At 36.9% G+C, this 24863-nt stretch carries 28 protein-coding genes and 2 riboswitches; of the genes, 21 read left to right on the forward strand and 7 right to left on the reverse strand.

Annotated features, from left to right (window positions below):
• Nucleotides 1-43 precede the first annotated feature (43 nt).
• The 6 genes from LCM23_RS01895 (at nucleotide 44) to LCM23_RS01920 (ending at nucleotide 3555) form a co-directional block, all read left to right on the forward strand.
• Entirely contained in the window at nucleotides 44-913 is an 870-nt protein-coding gene (locus tag LCM23_RS01895; RefSeq protein WP_224935078.1) for a R2-like ligand-binding oxidase, read from the forward strand.
• 199 nt (nucleotides 914-1112) lie between these two features.
• Nucleotides 1113-1463 (forward strand): YunG family protein, encoded by a 351-nt coding sequence (locus LCM23_RS01900; protein WP_224935080.1) that lies wholly within the window; start codon nucleotides 1113-1115, stop codon nucleotides 1461-1463.
• 6 nt (nucleotides 1464-1469) lie between these two features.
• Nucleotides 1470-2105, forward strand: a complete 636-nt coding sequence (locus LCM23_RS01905; RefSeq protein WP_224935082.1) for an HAD family hydrolase — start codon at nucleotides 1470-1472, stop codon at nucleotides 2103-2105.
• Nucleotides 2106-2108: 3 nt separating this feature from the next.
• Nucleotides 2109-2672, forward strand: a complete 564-nt coding sequence (locus LCM23_RS01910) for a DJ-1/PfpI family protein (RefSeq protein WP_224935085.1) — start codon at nucleotides 2109-2111, stop codon at nucleotides 2670-2672.
• Between the two features lie 88 nt (nucleotides 2673-2760).
• Entirely contained in the window at nucleotides 2761-3087 is a 327-nt protein-coding gene (locus LCM23_RS01915; protein WP_224935087.1) for a DnaJ family domain-containing protein, read from the forward strand.
• A 75-nt stretch (nucleotides 3088-3162) separates the two neighbouring features.
• A complete protein-coding gene (locus LCM23_RS01920) occupies nucleotides 3163-3555 on the forward strand; it encodes a thiol-disulfide oxidoreductase DCC family protein (RefSeq protein ID WP_224935090.1) in 393 nt (130 codons plus the stop codon).
• A gap of 123 nt (nucleotides 3556-3678) precedes the next feature.
• Here the strand turns inward: LCM23_RS01920 and LCM23_RS01925 are convergent, their stop codons facing one another.
• Together LCM23_RS01925 and LCM23_RS01930 are read right to left on the reverse strand one after the other, a co-directional pair.
• Nucleotides 3679-3912, reverse strand: a complete 234-nt coding sequence (locus LCM23_RS01925; protein ID WP_095370216.1) for a DUF2651 family protein — start codon at nucleotides 3910-3912, stop codon at nucleotides 3679-3681.
• Between the two features lie 60 nt (nucleotides 3913-3972).
• Nucleotides 3973-4599 carry a metal-dependent hydrolase gene (locus LCM23_RS01930; RefSeq protein ID WP_224935093.1) on the reverse strand — a complete coding sequence of 209 codons (627 nt, stop codon included), beginning with the start codon at nucleotides 4597-4599 and terminating at the stop codon, nucleotides 3973-3975.
• A 304-nt stretch (nucleotides 4600-4903) separates the two neighbouring features.
• Between LCM23_RS01930 and LCM23_RS01935 the strand changes: the two genes are divergently transcribed.
• From LCM23_RS01935 to LCM23_RS01965, 7 genes are all read left to right on the forward strand, one after another.
• Nucleotides 4904-5068 carry a hypothetical protein gene (locus LCM23_RS01935; RefSeq protein WP_224935096.1) on the forward strand — a complete coding sequence of 55 codons (165 nt, stop codon included), beginning with the start codon at nucleotides 4904-4906 and terminating at the stop codon, nucleotides 5066-5068.
• Nucleotides 5069-5105: 37 nt separating this feature from the next.
• Nucleotides 5106-5765, forward strand: a complete 660-nt coding sequence (locus LCM23_RS01940) for an HAD family hydrolase (protein ID WP_224935099.1) — start codon at nucleotides 5106-5108, stop codon at nucleotides 5763-5765.
• A gap of 33 nt (nucleotides 5766-5798) precedes the next feature.
• The gene (locus tag LCM23_RS01945; protein ID WP_224935102.1) at nucleotides 5799-6317 is read left to right on the forward strand and encodes a YfiT family bacillithiol transferase; all 519 of its coding nucleotides are present in this window, start codon (nucleotides 5799-5801) and stop codon (nucleotides 6315-6317) included.
• The gene (locus tag LCM23_RS01950) at nucleotides 6318-6770 is read left to right on the forward strand and encodes a GNAT family N-acetyltransferase (protein ID WP_224935105.1); all 453 of its coding nucleotides are present in this window, start codon (nucleotides 6318-6320) and stop codon (nucleotides 6768-6770) included.
• Between the two features lie 197 nt (nucleotides 6771-6967).
• A complete protein-coding gene (locus tag LCM23_RS01955) occupies nucleotides 6968-8011 on the forward strand; it encodes an ArsR/SmtB family transcription factor (RefSeq protein WP_224935722.1) in 1044 nt (347 codons plus the stop codon).
• 25 nt (nucleotides 8012-8036) lie between these two features.
• Nucleotides 8037-8576: a GNAT family N-acetyltransferase gene (locus LCM23_RS01960; protein WP_224935107.1), complete on the forward strand. Its 540-nt coding sequence runs from the start codon at nucleotides 8037-8039 to the stop codon at nucleotides 8574-8576.
• A gap of 127 nt (nucleotides 8577-8703) precedes the next feature.
• A complete protein-coding gene (locus LCM23_RS01965) occupies nucleotides 8704-11073 on the forward strand; it encodes a penicillin acylase family protein (RefSeq protein ID WP_224935110.1) in 2370 nt (789 codons plus the stop codon).
• 165 nt (nucleotides 11074-11238) lie between these two features.
• Here the strand turns inward: LCM23_RS01965 and LCM23_RS01970 are convergent, their stop codons facing one another.
• On the reverse strand, nucleotides 11239-12168 hold the full coding sequence (locus tag LCM23_RS01970) for an AEC family transporter (protein ID WP_224935113.1): 930 nt from the start codon (nucleotides 12166-12168) through the stop codon (nucleotides 11239-11241).
• Nucleotides 12169-12295: 127 nt separating this feature from the next.
• Here LCM23_RS01970 and LCM23_RS01975 point away from each other — a divergent pair, with 127 nt between their 5' ends.
• The 3 genes from LCM23_RS01975 to LCM23_RS01985 all read left to right on the forward strand — a co-directional run bounded on the left by LCM23_RS01975 (nucleotide 12296) and on the right by LCM23_RS01985 (nucleotide 15123).
• Entirely contained in the window at nucleotides 12296-13147 is an 852-nt protein-coding gene (locus LCM23_RS01975; protein ID WP_224935116.1) for an SDR family oxidoreductase, read from the forward strand.
• 389 nt (nucleotides 13148-13536) lie between these two features.
• Nucleotides 13537-14523 carry an acrylyl-CoA reductase family protein gene (locus tag LCM23_RS01980; protein WP_224935119.1) on the forward strand — a complete coding sequence of 329 codons (987 nt, stop codon included), beginning with the start codon at nucleotides 13537-13539 and terminating at the stop codon, nucleotides 14521-14523.
• 60 nt (nucleotides 14524-14583) lie between these two features.
• The gene (locus LCM23_RS01985) at nucleotides 14584-15123 is read left to right on the forward strand and encodes a GNAT family N-acetyltransferase (protein WP_224935122.1); all 540 of its coding nucleotides are present in this window, start codon (nucleotides 14584-14586) and stop codon (nucleotides 15121-15123) included.
• 35 nt (nucleotides 15124-15158) lie between these two features.
• Here LCM23_RS01985 and LCM23_RS01990 read toward each other — a convergent pair whose 3' ends face one another.
• The 4 genes from LCM23_RS01990 to LCM23_RS02005 are packed head-to-tail and all read right to left on the reverse strand — an operon-like array spanning nucleotide 15159 to nucleotide 18188.
• Complete coding sequence (locus tag LCM23_RS01990; protein ID WP_224935125.1) at nucleotides 15159-15692, reverse strand: 1,2-dihydroxy-3-keto-5-methylthiopentene dioxygenase; 534 nt, start codon at nucleotides 15690-15692, stop codon at nucleotides 15159-15161.
• On the reverse strand, nucleotides 15679-16308 hold the full coding sequence (locus LCM23_RS01995; protein WP_224935127.1) for a methylthioribulose 1-phosphate dehydratase: 630 nt from the start codon (nucleotides 16306-16308) through the stop codon (nucleotides 15679-15681). The genes LCM23_RS01990 and LCM23_RS01995 overlap by 14 nt, the downstream gene beginning before the upstream one ends.
• The gene (locus LCM23_RS02000) at nucleotides 16305-16970 is read right to left on the reverse strand and encodes a 2-hydroxy-3-keto-5-methylthiopentenyl-1-phosphate phosphatase (RefSeq protein WP_224935130.1); all 666 of its coding nucleotides are present in this window, start codon (nucleotides 16968-16970) and stop codon (nucleotides 16305-16307) included. The genes LCM23_RS01995 and LCM23_RS02000 overlap by 4 nt, the downstream gene beginning before the upstream one ends.
• A gap of 3 nt (nucleotides 16971-16973) precedes the next feature.
• On the reverse strand, nucleotides 16974-18188 hold the full coding sequence (locus LCM23_RS02005; protein ID WP_224935132.1) for a 2,3-diketo-5-methylthiopentyl-1-phosphate enolase: 1215 nt from the start codon (nucleotides 18186-18188) through the stop codon (nucleotides 16974-16976).
• Nucleotides 18189-18286: 98 nt separating this feature from the next.
• Nucleotides 18287-18390, reverse strand: a riboswitch (SAM riboswitch).
• A gap of 202 nt (nucleotides 18391-18592) precedes the next feature.
• Nucleotides 18593-18746: riboswitch (SAM riboswitch) on the forward strand.
• Nucleotides 18747-18891: 145 nt separating this feature from the next.
• Between LCM23_RS02005 and mtnK the strand changes: the two genes are divergently transcribed.
• The 5 genes from mtnK (at nucleotide 18892) to LCM23_RS02030 (ending at nucleotide 24778) form a co-directional block, all read left to right on the forward strand.
• Nucleotides 18892-20076: an S-methyl-5-thioribose kinase gene (gene mtnK / locus LCM23_RS02010; protein WP_224935134.1), complete on the forward strand. Its 1185-nt coding sequence runs from the start codon at nucleotides 18892-18894 to the stop codon at nucleotides 20074-20076.
• Entirely contained in the window at nucleotides 20073-21125 is a 1053-nt protein-coding gene (mtnA, locus tag LCM23_RS02015) for an S-methyl-5-thioribose-1-phosphate isomerase (protein WP_224935136.1), read from the forward strand. Before mtnK ends, mtnA begins: the two co-directional genes overlap by 4 nt.
• A complete protein-coding gene (locus LCM23_RS02020) occupies nucleotides 21122-22198 on the forward strand; it encodes a sugar ABC transporter substrate-binding protein (RefSeq protein ID WP_095370200.1) in 1077 nt (358 codons plus the stop codon). Before mtnA ends, LCM23_RS02020 begins: the two co-directional genes overlap by 4 nt.
• A 74-nt stretch (nucleotides 22199-22272) precedes the next feature.
• Nucleotides 22273-23811: a sugar ABC transporter ATP-binding protein gene (locus LCM23_RS02025; protein WP_224935139.1), complete on the forward strand. Its 1539-nt coding sequence runs from the start codon at nucleotides 22273-22275 to the stop codon at nucleotides 23809-23811.
• Nucleotides 23780-24778 carry an ABC transporter permease gene (locus LCM23_RS02030; RefSeq protein ID WP_224935141.1) on the forward strand — a complete coding sequence of 333 codons (999 nt, stop codon included), beginning with the start codon at nucleotides 23780-23782 and terminating at the stop codon, nucleotides 24776-24778. The genes LCM23_RS02025 and LCM23_RS02030 overlap by 32 nt, the downstream gene beginning before the upstream one ends.
• Nucleotides 24779-24863: the final 85 nt, after the last annotated feature.

Below are 24863 nucleotides of genomic sequence, written 5' to 3' on the forward strand. Positions count from 1 at the left end.
CTTATTAGAAAAAGATATCAATCATTTCTAAGGAGGAGTATAAATGAGGAGTTATGTATCGAAAAGTAAGCGAGGTATTAATCGTGAATCTCTCCCGTTTAAATTGTACGAGAAGGCAAAGAAATTTGGTGTGTGGGACCCTCGTGACATTGACTTTAGTCAAGATAAGAAAGATTGGCACAGTTTATCAAAAGAACAACAGGATTCGATACTCAGACTAGTTGCCTTGTTCTATAGCGCTGAAGAGGCTGTAACAAAAGATATTCTGCCATTGATTTATGCGATATCAAAACAAGGTCAATTTGAAGAAGAAATGTATTTAACGACCTTTCTTTTTGAGGAAGCAAAACATACAGATTTCTTTCATTTGTTTTTAAAGGAAGTAGGTATAGAAACAGATTTGAATAATTATCATTCAGAAGCATATTTAAATGTGTTTGATGAAATCCTTCCGCAAACGATGGAAAAGCTATTGGTAGATCAGACTCCACAAACAATAGCTGATGCAGCAGTTGTATACAATATGTTTGTTGAAGGTATATTGGCGGAAACGGGGTATTGGAATTTCTATGAAAACCTAAAAGACTTAAAAAAATTACCAGGCTTACTTGAAGGGATATCTTATATTAAAAGAGATGAGTCGAGACATATTGGCTTCGGAACTTTTTTGCTACAACGTCTTATTACTGAAGATGACTCTATGTTTGATTATATTATGAATAAACTTCATCATCTCATGCCAATTGCCGAGGCAATTAATCAAATGCCTGAAGAAGTTAACCCATTTGGGGTGAAATTAGCAGATAGCCGAGCTTTTATGCTGAAGCAGTTACATGCAAGAATAGAAGTTTTACGTAGAGCGAAAGGTAAAACCTTAGAAGAAATTTATAAAATGGAACTTGTTGTAGAGTAGGATATGCTGTTCTTTTAAGCCGTTCAAAAAGAATGGCTTTTTATTTTGAAAAAAGTAAAGTCCATTTCCCCTTTCTTAATATTGAATTTAGTGACATGTTTTCTATAGCTCGCTTTATATAAATAGAGGTTGGATATGAATGGAAATGGATTGTTGAGTAGTGTTAAAATAAAGAATGAGTCAATATAGCGAGGTCATTATGGATATATCTTATTTAGGATTAGCACTGGTAGAGTCATGGGGGATTGAAACGAGCACAAAATGGAAGATGGAGAATCCTGCTTCAGGACAATGTGGTGTCACAGCATTAGTTGTTCAAGAATATTTAGGTGGAGAAATTGTAAAAACATTTATCGGCGAGATGTGGCATTTCTATAATAAAATTGGAGATAACTATATAGATTTTACAGCCAGTCAATTCGATACTGCCATTGATTATAAGCCTGTTGTTTCTAACAGACAGGAAGCATTTGAGGATACCAATATCATTCAGTATCGTTATTTAACAAAGGAAATGAACAATCGACTTTATTACTCCTTAGAGAGGTAGGAAGAAATGATGGTAGATAGCCTTATTTTTGATTTAGATGGCACGTTATGGGATTCTAGAAAAACAGTTGCTGATTCATGGAATATCGTTATTCGAAAAGATGCAGAAGTGAAGAAAGAATTAACAGTAGCAGATTTAAAAGCAACAATGGGGCTAAGAATGCATGAAATTATGGAAAGACTGTTCCCTTATTTAAGTAAGGAGAAAAGAGAATCATTATTAGAAGAGCTAAGCAAAGAGGAACTAGGACATATCCGGAACTATGGAGGGACACTATACCCAAAAGTAGAGGAAACCTTGTCAGAGTTGGCTAAGACCTATCAATTGTTCATCGTAAGTAATTGCCAAGAAGGTTATATTGAAGCGTTCTACGAAGCACATGGATTGGAAAAATATTTTCAGGACTTTGAAAACCCAGGAAGAACTGGATTATCTAAAGGGGAAAATATACAACTCATAATAAAGAGAAACAATCTACAGTCTCCCATTTATATTGGCGACACAGATGGAGATAGAGAAGCTGCAAAATATGCCGGGATACCTTTTGTGTATGCGAGTTACGGTTTTGGAGAAGTGATAGACAAAGATCATATAATTGAACAATTTCAAGACCTACTACATATGAGGCTAGAGAGGGGATAGCTTATGAAAGCATTGGTCATATTATTCCCCGCATACGCTGATTTTGAAATTAGTCATAGTTTATTTTTACTTCGAAAAGTCGCAAAAATGGAAATTGTTACTGCAACGGTTGATGGATCGCCAGTAACTAGTATTGGTGGATTAAAAACAGCAATTGATGTCTCATTAGAAAATCTGAATATAAATGATTACCATTTTATTTTAATCCCCGGTGGTGATGGAATTGATAACGAGCTGATGAATAATAAATGGTTAATTCAACAAATTCAATCAGCATTCCAATCACGTATTCCGATTGCATCCATCTGTGCATCGGCATTAATTCTAGGAAAAGCAGGTATATTGTCTGGTGAGCATTTCACTTGTTTAGCACATACTTATGATAAGTATCAATCACTTTTCGAATCAAGCTTCTATACAGGACAACCAATTGAAGTAAATAATCGCATAATTACGGCTAAAGGAACATCATTTGCTGCTTTTGCTATTGCCACGCTTAAACTAACTGGGGTAGAACTCACTGACCAAGAGTGGGAAAAATGGCGCCAGTTTTGCATGATAACATAGTATTTATTTGATATGAAGTAAATCAGAAGAAACTAGTAATCACTTATATATTGGTTTTGAAAGAAAAAGCACAAGGGGTGTGTTATTTTTGGATGAACGTAATGATTTAATTGGTGATATGTTAAAAGGTAAAAAATCTACGCCACTGCCAGGACAAGGTAAACCACTTCCTAAAGGCTATCTACAGAGGGATATTTTTCAAAACTTCCAAAAAGTTGCCAAGGATGCTGGTTACTTACCTACATGGTTAACACTTCAAAAGGAAATCGCATTGCTTGTACATCAAGCACAAAGTAAACAAGATATTGCCAACATTAATGAAAAAATTAAAAAATACAATTCGATTTGTCCACCACAAATGCAGCGCTACCCAATTAGTCTAGAGGGGCTAGAAAAAGCAAAAACACTATGGTAAAAAAAGTCTACTCGAACAGATTCTTATTCGTTTGATAGTCAGCCTGTTATACTTGCAAAAAAGGAGGCGATCATTTTGAATAAAATTATATTATTCGATGGGGAATGCAATTTCTGTGATCAGAGTGTGCAGTTTATATTGAAGAGGGACCATCAGGGTGAGTTTTATTTTGCCTCCTTACAAGGTGAAAACGGGCAATCTCTATTAAAAAAACACGAAATAGATCCGGCAACTGATAGTTTTATATATATAGAAGACGATCGTGCCTATGATCAATCAACTGCTGCAATTAAAGTATTGCAACAATTAAGGGGAATGTGGAAACTAATAGCTGTCTTCCGTATCATTCCAAAACCGATCAGAGATAAGATGTATCAATTTATTGCTAAGCGGAGATATAAGTGGTTCGGTAAAAAGGAAAGTTGCCGTTTACCCTCACCGGAAATTCGAAAAAGATTTCTTGATTAATCTGATTGATTGGTAATCAAAACAATAGGCATACATTTCATTTTAATAACATATATTGTGATTTAGTTGTTAAAAGACACGTTCAATCTACAAAAAAAAACAGAAGGTTATCTTCTGTTTTTTTTAAGCAGTTGGTTTATTAAAATACTTTGTTGTAAAGGAAGTTAAAATTGCAAGAACTGTGTACAATACTGTCCAAATCATAAAGGTTCCATTATAGATTGTAAAGGAGAGTAAAGTAAAGATAATTGCTGTTAATAAAGGAACGAGATACATATTCCGTTTTTTCCAAGCCACAAGAATAGAAGCGGCTAATACAATAGTTGGATAGATAAGTATTGTTAATACGAGTGTCATTTTAAATCGCCTCCATTATCTCTATACCCGAAAAATAAAAAAAGAACCATTTTCGGTTCTTTAAAATTCTTTTTGGGAGATAGGAAGAAATAATTTAATACCCCTACGATTAAAAGGAAGGAGTTTGGAGTCAAGCGCAAGATGACTAATATATCCCGTCATACAAGCAATATAAGCGCCATTTATGCCCGTCGATAATTGAAAAAAATCAGCAATAAAATGAAAGAATACTACACCTAAAATAGAATGAGTGTAACTCCTATGTGGGACAAATGATGCTATAAGAATATAGCAGCCCATGAGCATAAGCCAAACTTCTTGTAATAATATTCCGCACACAATGACTCCTATACCAGTAATGATAAGCATATGTCGCTGCTTTATATAGGAAGATAAAAGAAACATCGCAAGTCCAATCCCCATGCTTACCCATTGATCTACGGCTGTAGCTTCATAAAAACTATAAAAAATAATTAATAATCCAATCATTTGCGCAGTTGCTTTAATAAATTTGTGAGAGAGGGTGATTCTATTTCTCAGTTTACCGTCGATATCTAAATCTGGTAAAAGTGCAGATATTGTGCCAATACCAATAAGCGCTAATGTGGCCGATGGCGTTGCTTGGAGTGTATTTGCGGTCACAAAACCTGCAACAGCACCAATACTCGCATGAGCGGTACCATTCACTTTAATTCCACCTTTTTCTAAGTTGTCTTTTTCTATTCTACAATAAAACATCTGTTCTGTTTATCCTTTTTGCAGGAAAAATGTCAAATGAACAAGAATTTATGTTAAATACTTTGATTAATGGGAATCAATCTCTCTTTTTTTCATCTTTTAAAACGATTTTGCCATAAAGAAGGTTAGGTACGACCCTTTTTATGGGTAAATACATTGAAATAAGCGGAATAAAAGGTTTATGGTCACAAGAATATTTAAACGAATGACTATCGTTTTTATGTTTAAGATTCAAAAAAAGAGGAGAGGGACAATGAACTGGACACATCCATTTGCACTGGCAGTATTAGCTTTCTGGGCGTCTTATTTTATGAATGATTCATTAAGCATCTCCTTATTATTGGCGTTGGGTGGATTCATCATCGGTTTGATATTCTCATTATTGATTTTTAAGAAGGCAAAAAGAAAACATATATGACAAGGAACTATGAATTTATATTCCTACTAAGAGGGTGATGACGATACAAGCGGTTTTATTTGATTTTGACGGGACATTAGCTAATACATTGCCACTGTGCATTTATTCATTACAGGAAGTGTTTCTTAAATTTGATCAGCGAGAATTAGCTGTGAAAGAAGCGAAAGAGTGGTTAGGAAATTCGGAAAAGAAGATTATAGAAGAGCATTTAATAAGCAATCAGAAATTAGAGGCAATTGAATATTATTATAAGGTGTACAAGAACAATCATTCAAGGTTAGTAGATAATAATAGAGAAATTGACCATTTATTGTCCTATTTGAAAGAGGAAGGAATTAAGCTGGCGATCGTTACAGGGAAAGGGAGAAGAAGTTTGCAGATTTCTTTAGAATGTCTGCATATGACAACCATTTTTGACTGTATAGTTACGGGAGATGATGTAGTGCAAGCAGAACCTGATCCAGAAGGTATCACTCTAGCCTTATCCATGCTAGATGTACCGGCATCCGAGGTAATTTTTTTAGGGGATAGCAATTGTGATATCGAAGCAGGGTTAAAGGCGAATATTTATACAGCGGGTGTGCATTGGCTACCTGATGGAAAGACAACTGAATTTAAGGTGATACCAGATTCAGCTTTTATAACGGTGGATGAATTTTTGGAATTTTTAAAATTAGGTGCTTTACACGAGAGTTAACAAAATAAATAGATGAATAGGGGGCAAAGAAGCATGAGTATTCAATATCCAATAGGCGAATTTTCTGTATGTGAAGAGGACATTAATGAGAACAAGATTAATACTTGGATAATGGAAATAGAGAAATTTCCGCGCCTACTCCGCAAAGTTGTAGAAGAGCTTACTGAAGATGAACTAAATATACCCTATAGAACAGAGGGATGGACAGTACGGCAGCTCATTCACCATTTAGCAGATAGCCATTTAAATGCTTATTTAAGGGTAAAGTTAGCGTTAACAGAAGAAAATCCGATGATCAAGGATTATCAACAAGATCAATGGGCACGTTTAGAAGACTATCATCTACCAATTGAAGTGTCTTTAAGTATGATAGAAACCGTTCATTTGCGTTGGACGGTTGTGCTAAAAAGTTTGTCTATTCATGATTGGGAGCGCACGTTTGTTCATCCTGAATCGGGTCAACTTTCCATTGGGAAAGCAATTGGAATGTATGCATGGCATGGGCGTCATCACCTCGCTCATATTACGTCTAAGCATAAAGGTGAGAAATGAATGAAGGATAAAAAATGGGGAGAATTTACGATTTCTCTTAATAAATCATATTTAGATAGAGAGTTAATTTATCAGTTTTTACATAATGAAGCGTATTGGTCAATCAATATTCCTAGAGAAGTTGTGATGAAATCGATTGATGAAAGTAAGCTAGTTTTTGGGCTATATAGGGGAAGGTTCGACGGTGATTTTGAGCAGGTAGGGTTTGCAAGGGCAGTCACAGATTTATCTACATTTGCTTATCTATGTGATGTATTTATTTTACCTCAATACAGAGGAAACGGCCTTTCAAAATGGTTGGTCGAAACAATCATTTGGCATCCAGATTTACATGATATTCGTAAATTTATGTTGGCAACAAAGGATGCCCATTCGTTATACGAAAGATTTGGTTTTGAAACAGTTGAATCACCTGATTTGTTATTGCAAAGGGTAAGGAAAGTTCCTTATTAATCGTTCTTTAGAAAGGTGTAATCGTTTGTGAAAAGGTTACTATTTACATGTTGAGATGCTTTTCTATACATTAACTAGTTCTTTTAGCATGGTAAATTACCATTATTATTAAAACAATATTCTAAAAATATTGAATTATAAAGATGAAATCGATAAAATGTTTAATTATAGAAATAGAAAAGGGGTGTCACATGAAAATGGAACTGATTAGACATACCATTCGTGCAAGAGAAACATATGAAGTGAAGATAGAGTCATCGTTATTATGGGAGTGTGCCCTCGGAATCGCAGCCGTGACAAATACGCGTTTAATTTCACATATGGAAAAGCCGATGGAGGAATGGGATAATATTAAAAATAAATTATCAAACGAGCTCCTAAATGAACTAGAGATCGTCCAAAAGCACAATACATGGAAGGCGTTGCTACAATTATTACATCAAAAAGAATTTGATAGTTTACATATGTTTGTTGATTATATTAATCATTTATCAGATAGAACGTTACGCTTTATATGTTTACCTTATATCGGATCGGATTTCCAACAATTAAGGTGTGATGCTTCAACAACAGATGAAACAGCGATAAAAGATATGCAGGAAGTAACGGAAAACAATTCTTTCTTTCCAAAATACGTTGAATATATTAGCTCTGCAGATGCAGATTTTTTGAAAAGGCATTTGGTTACAGTTATGACAGGATGGTATGAAGCAATTATCAAACCTGAAGAAAAGCAGCTACAAAACATTCTCGAAAAAGATAAAAAACTAAAAGAGTCTATGTATAAAAAGATGACAGCTGAAGAATTAGTTGAATGGGCGACAGGAGGCATCATTTATCATCCCGAACCAAGTGTAAAGAATGTGATGCTCATTCCCCAATATACATACAGGCCATGGAATATTGAAGCTGATATAGAAGAAACAAAAGTATTCTATTACTCAGTATCGGATGAGAGTATAAGAGATACGAAGCCCTATGCAGTTAATCCATCATTAGTTCTTAGATACAAGGCATTAGGTGATGAAACAAGAATGAGAATGGTGAAATTACTTTCTGAAGGCGAATGTAGCTTACAAGAAATAACGGAGCGATTAGCACTTGGGAAAACAACAGCTCATCACCATTTAAAAATTTTAAAAACAGCAAAACTAGTCGATACTGAAACATCTAAATATAAATTAAAACAACAAGCACTCCAATGGATGAATGAGGAAATGGGCATCTATCTTTCACAATAATGTTGAAGTCAGGTGAGGAACGATAATGATAAGATTAAAGATTAACAATGAGTTAGAATTGAAGGGTTTTAAGTTAGAAGAGGCGGATGAACTATTTGCGCTTATTAATGAAAATCGTACATACTTACGCGAATGGCTTCCATGGGTAGATGGAACAAAATCTGTTCAAGATTCGAAAGCGTTTATTGACCATACAGTTGATCAAATGGATCAAAATACTGGCTTAACCGCTGGTATTAGGGAAAAGGGAAAGTTAATCGGCATCATTGGCTTTAATAAGTTGAATCATGCCAATCGGATAGGTACAATCGGGTATTGGCTTGCACAGCATGCAGAAGGTAAAGGTGTGATGACAAAAGCTGTGCAAGCGATGATTTCCTACGGATTTACTCAGCTTAATTTAAATAAAGTAGAAATTCATGCTGCAGTTAAAAACAGTAAAAGTCGCCGTATACCTGAAAAACTTGGTTTTGTATATGAAGGAACGATTAGAGATGGCGAATGGCTCTATCATTATTATGTTGACACAGTTATTTATGGTTTGTTGAAAAGAGAATATAAGTGATGAGCTACTATTGCTGCAAGAACAAATTCTATTCAAAAGAATTTGTTCTTTTCTTTATGAATAGAGTAGGAAAAAGGGTTTACTTCTAGAATCTTATTAAAGATAGAAAGTGGGTGGAGGATGAGAGATGGAAATTAAAACAGAGGCAAAGAAAAATGTAAGATGGAAGCGCTTGCTATTATGGATGGGAGGGAGTCTTCTTGGGCTCATTCTACTTGTAATCATTGGCGCTTATTATTTCTTGAATCGCCCGTTACCTCAAGTTAATGGTGATATTCAACTGAATGGGTTACAACAAGCTGTTGAGGTGGTCCGAGATGAAATGGGTGTTCCTCATATAGAAGCAACGAATGAATATGACCTTTACTTTTCCCAAGGATATGTACAGGCGCAAGATCGTTTATTTCAAATGGACTTAAGTAGGCGGCAGGCATCTGGGAGATTAAGTGAAGTAATTGGTGAATCGACAGTAGATACTGATAAGTATTTCCGTACCTTGGGCTTAAGAAGAGCAGCAGAAGAATCAGTAGCTGAATATTCAGATGAGGGGATGCGGGTATTAAATGCATTTGCAGACGGAGTAAATGCCTATATAGAGGAATTACATACCACTGGAAAGTGGCCAACAGAATTTACGATACTTGGCTATAAACCAGAAGCATGGAAACCAATTGACTCATTAACAATTGGTAAGTATATGGCCTTTGATTTGGGCGGACATTGGAAAGATCAAGCTTTTAGACAGTATCTGTTGCAAGCATTTCCTGAAGAAAAAGCATATGATTTATTTCCGACCTATCCAGAAGAGGCACCAACTATTATTACTAAAGAACAATTAGATTTTTCAACCGCCTTTGCTCAAGCTGTTATCCCACATGAATTCAATGGGAGTAACAATTGGGTGGTAAGCGGAGATAAAACGGCAACTGGCAAAAGTCTTTTAGCAGATGATCCCCATTTAGGGTTGGCGACTCCTTCTGTATGGTATCAAATGCACTTACAGTCTGATGAAGTGAATGTAGGTGGAGTGATATTTGCCGGAGTCCCTGGAATTATTTTAGGACATAACGAAACCATCGCATGGGGTGTGACTAATACTGGTCCTGATGTGCAAGATCTTTATATTGAAAAAAGAAATCCAGAAGATCCTCACTTGTTTCTTTATAACGACAAATGGGAAAAGGCGCAAGTGATAGCTGAGCCTATAAAGGTAAAGGATAGTGAAACGATTGATTATGAAGTCATAGAGACAAGACATGGGCCTATTATTTCAGAGTTTGCCGCTGATGCTGCTACTAGTGAAACGGCACTTTCATTACAGTGGACTGCATTAGAAGCAACGACAGAACTAGAGGCGATTTTAAATATGAATCACGCTGAAAATTGGAAAGAATTCGAAGAGGCATTAGCTGCTTTTGAAGCACCAGCACAAAATTTTGTTTTTACAGATCGAGAAGGAAATATTGCTTATAAAGCGAATGGCAAAATTCCTATCAGGAAAAAAGGAAATGGGCTATTACCTGTACCGGGATGGACAGATGAGTATGCTTGGGAAGGTGCGATTCCTTATGACGAGTTACCAACTATCGTCAATCCAGAAGAAGGTTTTATTTCTACAGCCAATAATAAGGTGGTAGGAGATGATTACCCTTATCATATCAGTCACAATTGGGCACAACCATATAGACAAATGCGCATTCAAGAAGTATTAAGTGGAAGCAATCAATTAACAGCAGAAAATATGATGGAACTACAAATGGATGAAAAGAACCTTCAGGCAGAAGAATTTGTGCCTGTGATGCTTAAGCAATTAGCAAACGAAAAAGGTGAACACATCCAATCGGCCCTTGATATCTTATCGAAATGGGACTATCAAGATCATCAAGATCTTGCTGCTCCTTATATTTTTAATCGCTGGATGGTTGAAATTGGAGAAGCATTATTTGAAGAGCAGATTCCGAAAGAAACGTTAGAATTATTTGGTGGTAAAAGATCGGCTGTTGATCAGCTTCTACGTAATGCATTTGCAGGTAACCCGGGGCCATGGGTGAAGGATGTAGGGGGCATTAATGAATTATTAGTTGCATCGTTAACAGAAACACTTTCACAAATAGAGGAAGATGAAGGCAGGGATATGGCAAATTGGAAATGGGGAGATTATCACCAAGTTTCCTTTACACACCCGTTATCTAGCGTAGCTCCTTTAAATTATTTATTTAATTATCAAGGTAGTATGGCAACAGGAGGAAGTGCTGTCACTGTTAAGGCAGCTGCATTTAAAAATGATGGGACGGTGAATCACGGAGCATCATGGCGATTTGTTATGGATATGAACAATCCAATGCAGGCTTATCATATCGTCGGACCAGGTCAATCTGGGCATGTATCGAGTGACTGGTATCAAAATCAAATGGCGGACTGGGTAGAGGGTGATTATCATAAGACCACTATAGAAGAGCCTGAAGGGAAGAGACTTCTCTTAACACCAGAAGAATGATTATCTATGAAATTTTGAGATTATGAAAGAAATAAATCCAACGCATCTTTTTAATCGATTAATATTTTACCCTTTTAATATGTACGGATTAGAGACAGGTGAATGAGAAGAGAAATAGCCAGCTGAAAAAAATTTTTTGGCTGGCTAAAAAATGTAATTAAATGATTACAAAAGAAAGCTCGCTATCCACGAAATCAAAGGAATGGTTAAGATAGAAATTAACGTGCTATATATGGTTACCATAATAGCTTCGTTTTCTTCTTTTGTGTAGCGGGAAAACAATACTGAGGCCAGCATGAAGGTGGGCATACTTGTTAAAATAACTAATAAGAAAATTAAATCTGTTTGTAGTGACGTAAAACGTAAACAAATGATGGCGAAAAGTGGTAAAATCATCAATTTCATTAATAAGGGAAACCATAAGCCTTGAAAGTAAAAACGCCGTCCAACTTGAAAGAAAGTTGGAAGCAGAAAGCCTATATATAACATAGCTAATGGCGCAGCTAAGTTAGATAGCATTGAAGCCAGTTGCTTAAATATGAGCGGTGCTTCCCATCCACTGATTACATATAACAACCCCAAACTAATGGCTAGTAAAGGTAAGTTTAATAAAGCTTTTAATTGTTTAAATTGGAATTTTTGATTGCTTTGTAATAAGTAGATACCTAATGAAAAAAGCACGACATCTAACCCCGCATCAAATACAGCGGCTAATAATCCACCGAGAGGCCCAAATAATGTAGCACTAAGAGGGATGCCGATGAAACCTGTATTACCTAGGGCGGCTAGTAAAGCCAATTGTTTAGGCTGATTAAGATGTAAAAGGCGGCCTAGAACTAATGTAAGGATAATACCTCCAGCATTAAACACAACGGATATCCCAAATACGAGAAAGACTTGTTGGAAAATGACGTCCGTAATCTTAGTATTGAAAACACCATTCAATATAATAAAGGGAACAGCTAGATGTAAAATAATCATCATTAATATATTTTTCATTTCTGCTGTGATTGATATCTTTAAGGCGATTAGTGCCCCGAAAACAATGATTATACCCATTGTTGAAATCGCAAGAATAACAGAGGTGACTTCCATATGACACTCCTTTCAGTATAAATTATACTGAAAATTCTTATATTTTTATAGTTCATAAAAGCAGAAAACTATAAAAATATCATTGGACCATTTATACTTAACGACAATAAGAAAGGTGTGGGTAGCAGTGGTTGCTAAAGTAGCGATAGTAACAGGAGCGAATTCAGGAATGGGCTTAGAAACGACAATCGGTCTTGTAAATAAAAATATAAAAGTAATCATGCTCTGTAGAAGTAAAATAAGAGGTGAAGCCGCGCTACAAAAAGTGAAAGCCATTACAGGAAAAGAAAATGTAGATTTAATGCTCTGTGATCTAAGTTCTATCAAAAGCATCGATGATTTTGTGGCAACCTTTTTTAGTAAGTATCATCATTTAGATCTTTTAATTAATAATGCAGGTGTAGTGACAATAAAAAGGCAAGAAACAGTTGATGGATTTGAGATGATGTTAGGGGTAAACCATCTCGGTCATTTCCATTTAACCAATCAATTATTAGAAGCTTTGAAGGCTTCGGCTACTGCAAGAATTGTCATTGTATCTTCCGGTGCTCATAAATGGGGGAAGATTGATTTTGCAGATCCGTTTTTTAAAAAGGGTTTTAATGTAGCAAAAGGTTATGGAAGATCGAAGCTAGCCAATTTATTATTTATGAAAGGTTTACATGAAAGATTAGCACACACAAATGTGACAGTGAATGCACTTCATCCAGGAGCTGTTGCAACAAACATAGGTGTGGATAGAGAAACAGGATTTGGTGGCAAAGTGGTAAAATTACTGGTGCCATTTTTTAAAACAGCAGAGCAAGGGGCGGAAACGACCATCTATTTAGCCACGAGTGCGGATGTAGAAGGGATATCAGGTGAGTACTATATTGACAAGAAAAAAGCCCATGTCTCTAAAAGGGCGAGTGATTCCCAACTAATCGAGCACTTCTGGAGATGGAGCATAGAACAGACGACCATTAATGATAACATCTGATAAAAAAGTTAACAGTGGGGTGAAATTTGTCTTCAATAGGTGAGATTGAAGAAGTACGCCGTATATCAGTTTTGGAATTAAAATAATATGAAGTGAATCTCTTGTAGGACAAGGAAGAAGGGTGTAAACATACAAATAAAAATAATTTGAATGGTTTCATGCTTAAAGGAACGGGAATGAGTTTGGAAGAACGGCAAAAGAGAGGATGATGCCATGTCTGAAAAAGTAGATTTCATGGTGGCGCATAAACAAAAGTTGAGGAATAAATTTACGTTGATAAGCATTTAGAAGCATTGATAAAAAGCGATTGCCATGTAGGAAGTAGTAGAAATGAATAAAGGTCAATGAAGCCTATTTGAGAAGTTAAAGGGAAGGGTGGAGGAAGAGTAATGAGTTTTAAAGCATTAGTTGTAGATAAAGATGATAAAGATTTTTCTATCCAGTTGCGTCAACTTGAGGTAAAGGATTTACCTGCAGGAGAAGTACTAATTCAAGTAAAATACTCCGGAGTAAATTATAAGGACAGTTTAGCTAGTATACCTAATGGAAATATCGTTAAAGACTATCCAATGGTACCGGGCATTGACTTAGCGGGTATCGTTGTTTCATCTCAACATCCTGATTTTTCTGAAGGAGATGAAGTCATTGCTACGAGTTATGAAATTGGTGTATCCAGATACGGGGGGTATAGTGAATATGCACAAGTACCTGCACAATGGGTACTACCACTTCCAAAAGGACTTACGTTAAAGAAGGCAATGACGATTGGCACAGCTGGATTAACAGCGGCACTTTCCATATTAAAATTAGAACAGAATGGTCTAACTGAAAATAGTGGGAAGGTATTAGTTACTGGGGCTACTGGTGGTGTCGGGAGTTTTGCCGTTGCCTTGTTAGCTAACCGTGGCTATGAGGTTGTTGCAAGCACTGGAAAGAAGAATGAACGTGATTATTTAATGAACTTAGGAGCTTCTTCAGTGATTACAAGAGAAGAAGTGTATGATGGAAAGATAAGCGCATTAAGCAAGCAAAAATGGATAGCAGCGGTTGATCCTGTCGGTGGAGAGCCATTAGCATCCTTGTTAAGCCAAATTCAATATGGGGGTGCCGTAGCGGTCAGTGGTTTAACAGCTGGAACGAATGTACCTACGACGGTTTTTCCATTTATTTTACGTGGGGTGAGTCTCTTGGGAGTTGATTCCGTTTTTTGTCCAATGGAGATGAGGAAAGAAGCTTGGGAACTATTAGCGGAAGAAAGTGATAAACTTCCGTTTGATCAGTTTATTTTTCAAGAAGTTTCATTGAGTGAAGTTGAGCATGCCTTGCCGTTGCTTTTAAAAGGAGAAACGAGAGGAAGAGTACTTGTACACATATAGTAACTACACACAATAACTGATAAAAGGCGGCCTAATTTCCGATAGAATGGAGCGAAAGACATGCAGTTGAAAAGTAACCGTCTCGTCATTCGTTCGTATATGTATGAAGATTACGAAGCTTGGATAGAGGGATTAAAGAACCGTTTAGTTTCGCAATCACGTCATGATGAAGGACGCCCACAAGATTTATCTGCTTATACTAAAGAAAAATTCAAGAAGAAAATCGAGCAATGGAGTAAGCAAGATGATGCTTGGCAATTATCTGAGTTTGGTATATTTAGAGTAAATGATGGTGCACATATAGGAAAGATAGAAATGTATCGAACACAGAGGAATGGCAAGGAGTTAGTACTACTTGGTTATGCTATTCACAATCAATATTGGCGAAAAGGATATGGAAAAGAAAGCGTAGTCACGATTATTCCTTTTATTTTTGAATATTTACAACCTGAAAGAATAGAATTACATATTGATAGTGATAACCTTGCCTCCATTCATTTAGCAGAATCTATTGGTTTTAATTATGAAGAGAAACAGTCTCAATTCTCATTTGATAGTGGAGAATGGAGCGAATTTTTTATCTATTATATAGAGAAATAAGGAGAGGCTCCACTTATGTAGGAGCCTCCCTAATATTAAGCGTTCAATTTTTCTTTTTCGTAAACAGGTACCCAACCTTCTGGTGTAACAAAGAGGCGAATAGCAACAACTTTCCGATCATCAGCTAAAGTAAAATAGTGACGCGTGTTTACGGGTACAGAAATTAAATCACCTGGATCTAAATGGACTTCAAAAAACGATTCATCTTTTCCTTGGATAATAAAGACCCCATGCCCACTTACGATGAAGCGGACTTCATCATCGGTATGATGGTGCTCTCTTTGAAAGTTAATTAATAATTCATCCAAATTTGGCGTACTGTCTGAAAGTGAAATAACATCTGCAGCTTTGTAGCCGCGCTTTTCAGAAATGGTTTTGATTTCAGTTGAAAATGCATCTAGTATGGCTTGCTTTTCATCATCAGATAAATCGTATTTTTCGTGTAATGTCACTTCTAATTGCTCAATGTTCCAATTTTCATAGATGACTTCTTGAGCAGTTAAAAATGTAGATACCTCTTGTTCATCAGTAATCACTTTTTCTTCGTTTTTAAATTTAATAGTGGCCATGTAAAACGCCTCCTTTTAATTGAATAAGAGATAATTTATATTGAAATAAAAATTCGCAAGCTTCTAATAATTTTTTTGCTTCAAACCCATCGACTCCCCAAACAGTAATCCCGTGGTTGTGAATTAAGACTGCACCTTTCTCTTTGCTGACGTAAGCAGAAAAGTGGTCCGCTAATGTAGGGATATCCGCATCATTGCGAATGATCGGGATGGTGAGTATATCATCTTCTCCCCATAATCCAAATGCTTTAATTAACTCTTGATGCTGAAAAGTTACTACACCTTCTTGATAGAAAAGCTCAGAAATAACATTATTAGCAACTGTATGAACATGAAGACTTGCTCCTGATGACGTTTTCTTATAGATTTCACAATGTAATAAAGTCTCAGCTGAAGGTTTAGATGACGTGTTTTCTAGGGGTCTTCCTTCTAAGTCTACTAATAAAAAATCATTGGCTGTTCTCTTTCTTTTATCAAGTCCACTTGAAGTGACTAAAAAGCTGTTTTCATCTACGCGAATGGATAAATTACCACTAGTACCCATAAACCAATCTCTAGCCGCTAACTCATCTTTAATATCAGCTAATGTATCCCACTCTGTTTCATACGTTGTCATGATTTCGCACCAACTAGTTCATCGAGGTATTCAATGCAATCATGGAAGGTTTCGAAAGGTGTATAAGAAATACCAGTTTCTTCACATTTTTGAATTAAGAAATCTCTAGCAAGTACGGCATCTGCTATTTTGGCTGCTTCAAAGTCTGTAATCGAATCGCCAATAAGAATATTAAAGTGTTCTGGAGATGAGTGTTTTCTAATAATGGTTGGTTTACAACAGCCGCAACCTTGTGAAGAACATAGTTCATCACACTCGTGTGGATAGTGAATATCTATCGTTTCTAAAGCAAAGCTTGCCTGATTGCAAAATACTTTCGTAAATGGCCCATAAGGTTCAAGTACTGGTTCTAAAAAAAAGTCAATTCCACCACTAACAATATAAAGAGGGATATCGTTTTCGTGTGTATATCTAACAAAAGCTGAAAATCCTTCACGAATTTCTGCACTATTTAATACAAAATGGATAATCTCTTCTTTTTTACTTGTTGGTAAAAGTGAGAAGAGATTTTTAACACCCTCTTGGATAGAGATATTTTGAGCTAAAATATCTTCCTTGATCTGTTTTGCCTCAATAGGACCGAAATGCTCCATAATCTTTACGATGTTATCGTTATTCGTAATTGTTCCATCAAAATCACAAAAAATCATTGGTTTTGTCATCTTTTACGACGTACCTCCCCATTTTGTTAATGCTGCTTCCAATTCTTGCGCTTTTGTTGCACGATGAGTACTTTGTTGTATGACGTGGTCAATGGCTTGCCTAAAGGCTCTCACGCCAGCTGCTGCTCCTTCAGGATGACCATGGACCCCTCCGCCCGCATTAATTATACAATCATTGCCAAAATCATGATAAAGCAACGGAACTAAACCTGGATGAATGCCTGCTGAGGGGACCGGGAATGCCTGATTCAAGCCATTTTCTTCGGTTAACTGTCTAGCGATAGCTAAGGTTTTTTCTTTTTCCATGGCAACAGAACCATATGGAGAAGGAAATAAAGAGAAATCTGCGCCTGCTAAGCGAGTAAGATTACCGAGTAATAAGTCAGGAGCCACACCATAGAAGTTTGAAGAAGTATAGGCCCCACTATATGCAGGATGTGCCATGATAGGTAACTGCACTTCACTGTTTTCAGCTAGTGTTTGGAGCATATCTAGACCGTAAGTGTGAACATTGAATAATAATGCGTCCGCCCCTAATTCGGTCGCATGTTTTGCTTTATCTACTAAATCCATTGTTCTCCCAGATAAATTGACTGCATAATGTGTCCTTTTTCCAGTCTTTTCATAGACTTCATCTAGTATTTCTTTACCTGCGATAATTCTGTCTTCAAAAGAGATGTTGACATCAAAAAGAATTTCATCATCTTTTACAATATCAACGCCTCCCATAGCCTGGTCTCTTAACTGTTCTCTTAAGAAGTGAATATCCCTGCCGATGATGCCTTTAAATATACTCATAAGTAATGGGCGGTCTTGAGTATTTAGTTTCGATCTTATATTTTTTATACCGAATTTTGGTCCTGGAAAACGGGAAAGATCCTCATTATCAAATTCTAGGTTTAATAATTTTACTTCACCATCTAGAGATAACTTTCCAAATACGGTTGTTAAGATTGCTGGAATATCAAATGTGAAATTATATGTAGGGTAGGCGATACTAATTTCGCACCTTACTTCACCGAATCGATTGGGATGTTCATCATCATAAAACTCTTGTAGTGCAGTGACTCTGCCTTTATGTTTTAGTAATTGTTCTTGCTCAAGTAATGGTAACGCTGTCCACGAGCCTATCGTTAATCCTAAAGCGATACCCTCTGCTTTTTTCTCTAATGAACCGGGTCTTGCGTATACTTGATAAGTTGCAATTACATCTCCCATATGAGAACCCTCCCTGATGGTTTCGAATTTACATTGACAATAAAAAACCCTCTTCTTAATCAATAAGAAGAGGGTTAGTTCGCAGTGATAGAACCTTCTCCTTATCTGTCAGCATGATTGCTGCAAGAATTAGCACCGTGTTCATTTAGAATCGGTTGCCGGGCTTCATCGGGCTCGTCCCTCCGCCTGCTCTTGATAAGAAAATTTATGATTATCGTTTTAAATTTTTGCACAATTGTATTATGTCACCAGGTGTTTTATCTGTCAACAGAGAATTTTTTACGTTATATGACAAAATTCCTTTATCTTTAAAAAGATGAAAAGTTTTTTAAAAAAAGATTGACACTTTTTTATAATCGGTGCTAGTATTTGCTCAAGATATTTCAAAAAATGAATCTTTTATACTCTTATCAAGAGCAGGTGGAGGGAAATATGGCCCGATGAAACCCAGCAACCGACCGTAATATCGTTGTGAAACGAGGCGCAGCTAGAGAATTTCTGCGCCTAATGTAAGGCACGGTGCTAATTCCATTCAGAAGTTATTCTGAAAGATGAGAGGCAAAATCGTCATGACGAATGCCTCTTTCTGTACTGGAAAGGGGCATTTCTGTTTCTGTAGTGACAAAGCAGGTCCGACTACATCTCTTCATGTAGTCACCCCTGTTTTGTGCCACAGATAATAAAGAAATAAGGGGGAAGAGATATGGCTGTTTTAGAAAATATAGGTTACCGCGCTTTGACAGAGGAATCTGCGTGTGAATACGTGAAGAGTTTAAAGCTGTTTTTACCGGATGAAAAAATAACGGTGGAAGAGATTGGTGATGGTAATTTGAATTATGTTTACCGTATTACTTCTAATCGTAAAAGTGTAATTATTAAGCAAGCACTCCCTTATGCAAAAGTAGTCGGGGAAAGCTGGCCACTAACACTTAAACGAGCAAAACTGGAGGCAGAAGTCCTTAAGAAGCATGGTGAATTCGTTCCTCACCTCCTCCCAGCAGTACTAGCAACAGATGAAGAGCTAGCATTAACTGTGATGGAGGATCTTTCCCATCTGACAATTGTAAGAGACGGATTGATTCAAGGGGATCATTATCCGAAGTTATCAGCTCATATTGGGGAGTACCTAGCAAAGACATTGTTTTCAACTTCAGATTTTGCTCTTCATCCGTTTGAGAAAAAGAAATTGGTCGCTAAATTTTCAAATCCGGAACTATGTAAAATCACTGAGGATTTAGTATTCACCGATCCATTTTTTGATGTGGAAACGAATGATTTTGAAGCTGAGTTGGCTGAAGTGGTTCAGCAACTATGGGCTAATGACAAGTTGAAGCTTGAAGTAGCCAAAATAAAATATGCTTTTCTCACAGAAGCAGAGAGCTTACTACATGGTGACCTACATACAGGGAGTATATTTGCGAGTAAGAGTGAGACGAAGGTGATTGATCCTGAGTTCGGCTTTTATGGTCCGATTGGATTTGATGTCGGTCAATATATTGCCCATCTCATTTTCCAAGTACTTGTACGAAACGGAAACGATAGAATCGTTATTCGTCAACAGATTGAAGAAGTATGGGATGTGTTTTCTCAATATTTTTCAGAAGCTTGGGAAAATTCTGTTGTTAATCCTTTTACGAAAGTACCAGGCGCTCTAGAATCTTTTCTAGCTAAAGTATTTAAAGATGCTATCGGAGTAGTGGGATGTGAATTAATTCGGAGAACAATCGGATTGTCTCATGTGAAGGATCTTGATGGAATAGAAGATAGTTCAATTAGATTATATGTGAAAAAGGCAACGATTCAATTAGGTTCATCCTTGATTATTAATCGCAAAAACATAGGAACAATCTCGCAACTTCTTAAGGAACTGGAGGCGTATACATCATGAGTATACCAACACCAATTGAATGGCAAGATGGTAGATTGAAAATTCTTGATCAAACCTTATTACCCCATCAAACAAGATGGATAGAACTCGAAACCATTGAAGATGTCTTTGAGGCAATTATTCAGTTGAGAGTGAGAGGGGCGCCAGCTATTGGAATAACTGCTGCTTATGGTTTAGCGATTGCTGCAAAAAAATACGAAGGTGTCGACATCGAAACTTTCCATCTTAGAATTCATGAAGATTATCTTTATCTAGCGGGTTCAAGACCGACAGCTGTTAATTTGTTCTGGGCTTTGGATCGAATGATGAAAGTAATAGAAACGTTGTATTCAACAGAGGAGACAATTATCAGTTTGGAGCAAGAAGCAAAGCAAATACATCAAGAAGACGAGGAGATTTGTCGGCAAATTGGCGAAAATGCACTAAGTCTATTGAATGGAAGGAAAAAGGTATTAACGATTTGCAATGCGGGGACGATTGCTACGGGAAAATATGGTACAGCGCTAGCGCCGTTTCATTTAGGTAAGGAAAAGGGTGTTGACTTTCAAGTATATGCTTGTGAAACGAGACCGGTTCTTCAGGGAGCGCGCCTAACTGCTTGGGAACTTCAACAGTCCAATGTGGATGTAACAGTCATTACTGATAATATGGCTGCTCATACAATAGCAACAAAGGGGATTGAAGCGATTATAGTCGGGGCAGATCGTATTGCCAGCAATGGAGATACAGCGAATAAAATCGGTACATGGCAACTAGCTATTCTAGCAAACTACTTTCAAATTCCTTTCTATGTAGCTGCGCCATTGTCAACATTTGACTTTTCTATTGCATCAGGGGCAGATATTCCGATTGAGGAGAGGTTGCCAGAAGAGGTGACTCATCTAGGACCAAACCAAATCACACCAGAAGGAACGAAAGTGTTTAATCCGGCGTTTGATGTGACAACTGCTAATTTAATCACTGCAATCATTACTGAAAAAGGTATTTTTGAAGCTGATCGAAACAAATTGGCACAATTGAATAAAGCAGAAGAGGGAGTTAGGGCATGAAGAACAATCGTATACTATTAGCGTTTCTTATTATTTTTATTTTAATCTTGGCAGGCTGCCAGCCAAAAGGAAGCAATTCAAGTAGTGAAGCAACTGCATCAACTAAAGAGAATAGTGTACATCCGTTAGCTAATAAAAAAATCGCACTAATCATGCAAATTAATTTAGGAACTTTTTCTGCACAATATATTGAAGGGGTAAAAGAACAGGTAGAAAAGTTTGGTGGAACCGTTCAAGTATTTACTTCTGAAGGTGACTTAGCAAAAATGGCTTCCAATTTAGATGCAGCGATTAATCAAAAATTTGATGGAATATTAATTGATCATGGAACGAAGGAAGCGTTAACGCAAGGAGTAGAAAAAGCGGCTGCGCAAAATATACCTGTAGTGGTCTTTGATGCTGATATTGCAGTGAAAGATGTAACTGTACTTCAACAAGGCGATGAAGAAATGGCGAAGTTGACATTAACCAAGCTTGCTGCAGATGCAGGAGGAAAAGCGAATATTGTTAAGATTTGGGTAGCTGGATTTGCACCGATGGAAAGAAGACAAGTAGCTTACGAACAATTTTTAAAAGAGAATACAGATATTAAGGAAGTAGCAGCATTTGGTGCTGCCACCGACAATACAGCATTAGATACTCAAGCACAAATGGAAGCAATCCTAAAACAATATCCAAATGAAGGTGAAATAACAGCAGTTTGGGCAGCGTGGGATGAGTTTGCTAAAGGAGCTGTCAGAGCGCTAGAGCAGGCAGGAAGAGAAGATATTAAAGTCTACGGGATTGATATGAGTGACGAGGATCTGCAACTGATACAAAAAGAAAACAGTTCATGGGAAGCGACAGCTGCCGTTGATCCAAAAGATATTGGTCGTATTCAAGTTCGATATTTGTACCAAAAATTAAATGGTGATTCTCCAAAAGAAAAAGTTATCCTTGATCCTGTTTTTGTAGAGAAAAGTCAATTACCTGATGAGGCCATTACAACAAATGAACTGCATGAATATATAGATGGTTGGGGAGAAAGTGAACAAGGCTATACGGAAGAACTAAAAGCACTTGAGGGCAATTGAATGAAATGGTTTGTAGCTAGTCAACCGACTTTTAGAGAGTCGGTTTTCCTATCTATGGAGGGGGTCTCCTTTAAATGAGTGAAGTTGTTTTGGAAATGAAAAAGATGAGTAAAAGTTTTGGAAAAGTTACGGCATTAAAGAACGGGGAATTAGTGGTTCATAAAGGAGAAATACATGCCTTGCTTGGAGCAAATGGAGCTGGGAAAAGTACATTAATGAAGATTCTCTCTGGGGTATATAGACAAGACCAAGGAGAAATTTTGATTAACCACGAAAAAGCAACTTTTCAACACCCTAGTGACGCGAAAGAAAAAGGAATATTTTGCGTTTATCAGGAGGTTGATACAGCCATTGTTCCACAGCTTACTGTAGCAGAAAATATTATGCTTGATCGCTTTTCACAAGAGAAAGGGTGGTACTTCTCTCGTAAGGATCTACATCGTCAGGCGCAGGAAGCATTAACATTACTCGATGTGAATGATATTGATCTAAACCAAGCAGCTTCAAAGCTAAGTCTTGCTAAAAAGCAATTGGTTCTCATAGCTCGGGCGTTAGTTCAAACGACTAAAGTCATTATTTTTGATGAGCCAACCGCTCCATTATCACATAGAGAAGCAGAGAAACTATTTCATGTAATTAGGCAACTGAGAGTAAAAGGAATTGGTTGTATTTTTATTACACATCGATTACCTGAAGTATTCGCCATTGCAGATGTGGTAACGGTTATGAGAGACGGATGTCGGATTTCAACCGTACCAATTGCTCAGATAACGCAGGAAATGGTGATTGAACAAATGCTTGGAGAAGTATGGCATGAGGAAAGAAACGTTCTGCACAGTTATAAACGAGGGGAAGAGGTTTTAGCACTTAAGAATCTCAATCTAGGAAAGTTACAAAATATTAGTTTAAATGTATATGAAGGTGAAGTTGTAGGAATTGCGGGATTAGTAGGTGCGGGAAAGACGGAACTAGCAAAAACAATATTTGGAAATACACCAGCCGCGTCAGGAGAAATCAGAGTCTCTGGTAAGAAGATACAAGTGAAGCATCCAAAAACTGCTATCGCTTGTGGTATCACTCATATTCCTGAAGAAAGGCGGAAAGAAGGTCTATTCATTAATGAAACGATATCGAAGAATGTAACATTCCCACAACTAAAAAAGTACGTAAAAGGGGGATTTATTAACAGAAAGGCTGAGAGAAAAGCGACTGAAGAAGTAATTTCAACTTTGCAGGTGAAAGCAAATGATGTGGACGTAGAGGTGAATCATTTAAGTGGGGGAAATCAGCAAAAGATCGTTATCGGTAAGTGGTTATCAAGTGAAGCGAAGGTTTATTTATTTGATGAGCCTACTAAGGGTGTGGACATCGGTGCGAAAAGAGAGATTCTTAAACTAATTCAACAGCTTGCAAAGGAAGGCAAGGCCATTTTGTATTTTAGTAGTGAAATCCAAGAATTATTAACAGTTTGCCATAGAGTATTAGTGATGTATGATGGCAAAATCGTGAAAGAGTTTGCGCAAAAAGAGGCAACGCAAGAAAAGATTCTGTTATATGCAAGTGGTGGAAAGGAAGTCAATCATGAAGGACCAATTGATCGCATTTCTATTTAAATACGGGGCAATTACTTTACTTATTCTTATTATTTTCTATTTTACAAGTGTGAGCCCATTCTTTTTAACCTATGATAATTTTTCAGATATATTACGTTCCATTTCGATTGTCACTGTGCTCGCGCTCGGGGTCACATTTACATTAGTAGTTGACGGCTTTGATTTATCTGTTGGCTCCACGATGTCATTAGCAACTGTTTTTACTGCTTCATTGATGGTTTGGTATGATTTACCTCTATGGTTAGTTCTACTATTACCAATTATCGTTGGAGTTTTAGTTGGATTATTTAATTCGTTCTTAATTGTTGTGATAGGTATTCCCGATTTATTAGCAACATTGAGCAGTATGTACATCGTAGCGGGATTATATCGGACTTATACAGAAGGATACTCTATTTATAACCATATGCCACTGACATCTGGTGGGACAGCAATTGGTGAGTTTTCTAATGCCTTTCTATGGATTGGTCAAGGCCATTTATTAGGTATCCCCGTACCTGTATGGATCATGATTATTCTAGTGTTAGCGTCCTACTGTTTTTTAAATTATACGAGATGGGGCAGAATTTTTTATATGACTGGGGGGAATGCCGAAGCTGCGACCTTATCTGGTGTAAAAGTAAAGAAAATCAAATGCATGGCTTATGTGATTTCAGGAATTTTTGCTAGCATAGCAGGCATTTTATTTACTTCTAGGGTAGGATCAGGGCAAATCGATGCAGGTGCACCACTCCTGATGGAAGCTGTTGCAGCTGTATTTGTTGGCTACTCGGTACTAGGGGCTGGAAAACCAAATGCGTTAGGTACATTTTTTGGCGCAGCAGTCATTGGCGTATTATTAAATGGTTTAACTATCTTGAATCTACCCTATTATGCTTTTGATATTATTAAAGGAACTGTACTCGTTTTAGCATTGGCAGTGACTTATATGTATGCGAAAAATAAGTTCTCAACAAATAGCTTATAGAAGTAGTAGTGGGTGAGGCACTTTTGTAGTTGCAGGTAGGCTAATCGCTTCCATTGGAAGATACACATGTATATTTTAGTTGATA

The organism is Cytobacillus kochii (assembly GCF_020171845.1).
Classification (GTDB): Bacteria; Bacillota; Bacilli; order Bacillales; family Cytobacillaceae; genus Cytobacillus; species Cytobacillus kochii.

Bases quoted from the DNA above. Each gene is read 5' to 3' on its own strand.
- LCM23_RS01905 (WP_224935082.1), top strand. From the start codon at position 1,470: ATGATGGTAGATAGCCTTATTTTTGATTTAGATGGCACGTTATGGGAT.
- mtnA (WP_224935136.1), top strand. From the start codon at position 20,073: ATGAGTATACCAACACCAATTGAATGGCAAGATGGTAGATTGAAAATT.
- LCM23_RS01940 (WP_224935099.1), top strand. From the start codon at position 5,106: ATGACGATACAAGCGGTTTTATTTGATTTTGACGGGACATTAGCTAAT.
- LCM23_RS01935 (WP_224935096.1), top strand. From the start codon at position 4,904: ATGAACTGGACACATCCATTTGCACTGGCAGTATTAGCTTTCTGGGCG.
- LCM23_RS01955 (WP_224935722.1), top strand. From the start codon at position 6,968: ATGGAACTGATTAGACATACCATTCGTGCAAGAGAAACATATGAAGTG.
- LCM23_RS01960 (WP_224935107.1), top strand. From the start codon at position 8,037: ATGATAAGATTAAAGATTAACAATGAGTTAGAATTGAAGGGTTTTAAG.
- LCM23_RS01925 (WP_095370216.1), bottom strand. From the start codon at position 3,912: ATGACACTCGTATTAACAATACTTATCTATCCAACTATTGTATTAGCC.
- LCM23_RS01950 (WP_224935105.1), top strand. From the start codon at position 6,318: ATGAAGGATAAAAAATGGGGAGAATTTACGATTTCTCTTAATAAATCA.
- LCM23_RS01945 (WP_224935102.1), top strand. From the start codon at position 5,799: ATGAGTATTCAATATCCAATAGGCGAATTTTCTGTATGTGAAGAGGAC.
- LCM23_RS02000 (WP_224935130.1), bottom strand. From the start codon at position 16,970: ATGACAAAACCAATGATTTTTTGTGATTTTGATGGAACAATTACGAAT.
- LCM23_RS01995 (WP_224935127.1), bottom strand. From the start codon at position 16,308: ATGACAACGTATGAAACAGAGTGGGATACATTAGCTGATATTAAAGAT.
- LCM23_RS01990 (WP_224935125.1), bottom strand. From the start codon at position 15,692: ATGGCCACTATTAAATTTAAAAACGAAGAAAAAGTGATTACTGATGAA.
- LCM23_RS02030 (WP_224935141.1), top strand. From the start codon at position 23,780: ATGAAGGACCAATTGATCGCATTTCTATTTAAATACGGGGCAATTACT.
- LCM23_RS01970 (WP_224935113.1), bottom strand. From the start codon at position 12,168: ATGGAAGTCACCTCTGTTATTCTTGCGATTTCAACAATGGGTATAATC.
- LCM23_RS01985 (WP_224935122.1), top strand. From the start codon at position 14,584: ATGCAGTTGAAAAGTAACCGTCTCGTCATTCGTTCGTATATGTATGAA.
- LCM23_RS02020 (WP_095370200.1), top strand. From the start codon at position 21,122: ATGAAGAACAATCGTATACTATTAGCGTTTCTTATTATTTTTATTTTA.
- LCM23_RS01965 (WP_224935110.1), top strand. From the start codon at position 8,704: ATGGAAATTAAAACAGAGGCAAAGAAAAATGTAAGATGGAAGCGCTTG.
- LCM23_RS02005 (WP_224935132.1), bottom strand. From the start codon at position 18,188: ATGGGAGATGTAATTGCAACTTATCAAGTATACGCAAGACCCGGTTCA.
- mtnK (WP_224935134.1), top strand. From the start codon at position 18,892: ATGGCTGTTTTAGAAAATATAGGTTACCGCGCTTTGACAGAGGAATCT.
- LCM23_RS01895 (WP_224935078.1), top strand. From the start codon at position 44: ATGAGGAGTTATGTATCGAAAAGTAAGCGAGGTATTAATCGTGAATCT.
- LCM23_RS01980 (WP_224935119.1), top strand. From the start codon at position 13,537: ATGAGTTTTAAAGCATTAGTTGTAGATAAAGATGATAAAGATTTTTCT.
- LCM23_RS01900 (WP_224935080.1), top strand. From the start codon at position 1,113: ATGGATATATCTTATTTAGGATTAGCACTGGTAGAGTCATGGGGGATT.
- LCM23_RS02025 (WP_224935139.1), top strand. From the start codon at position 22,273: ATGAGTGAAGTTGTTTTGGAAATGAAAAAGATGAGTAAAAGTTTTGGA.
- LCM23_RS01910 (WP_224935085.1), top strand. From the start codon at position 2,109: ATGAAAGCATTGGTCATATTATTCCCCGCATACGCTGATTTTGAAATT.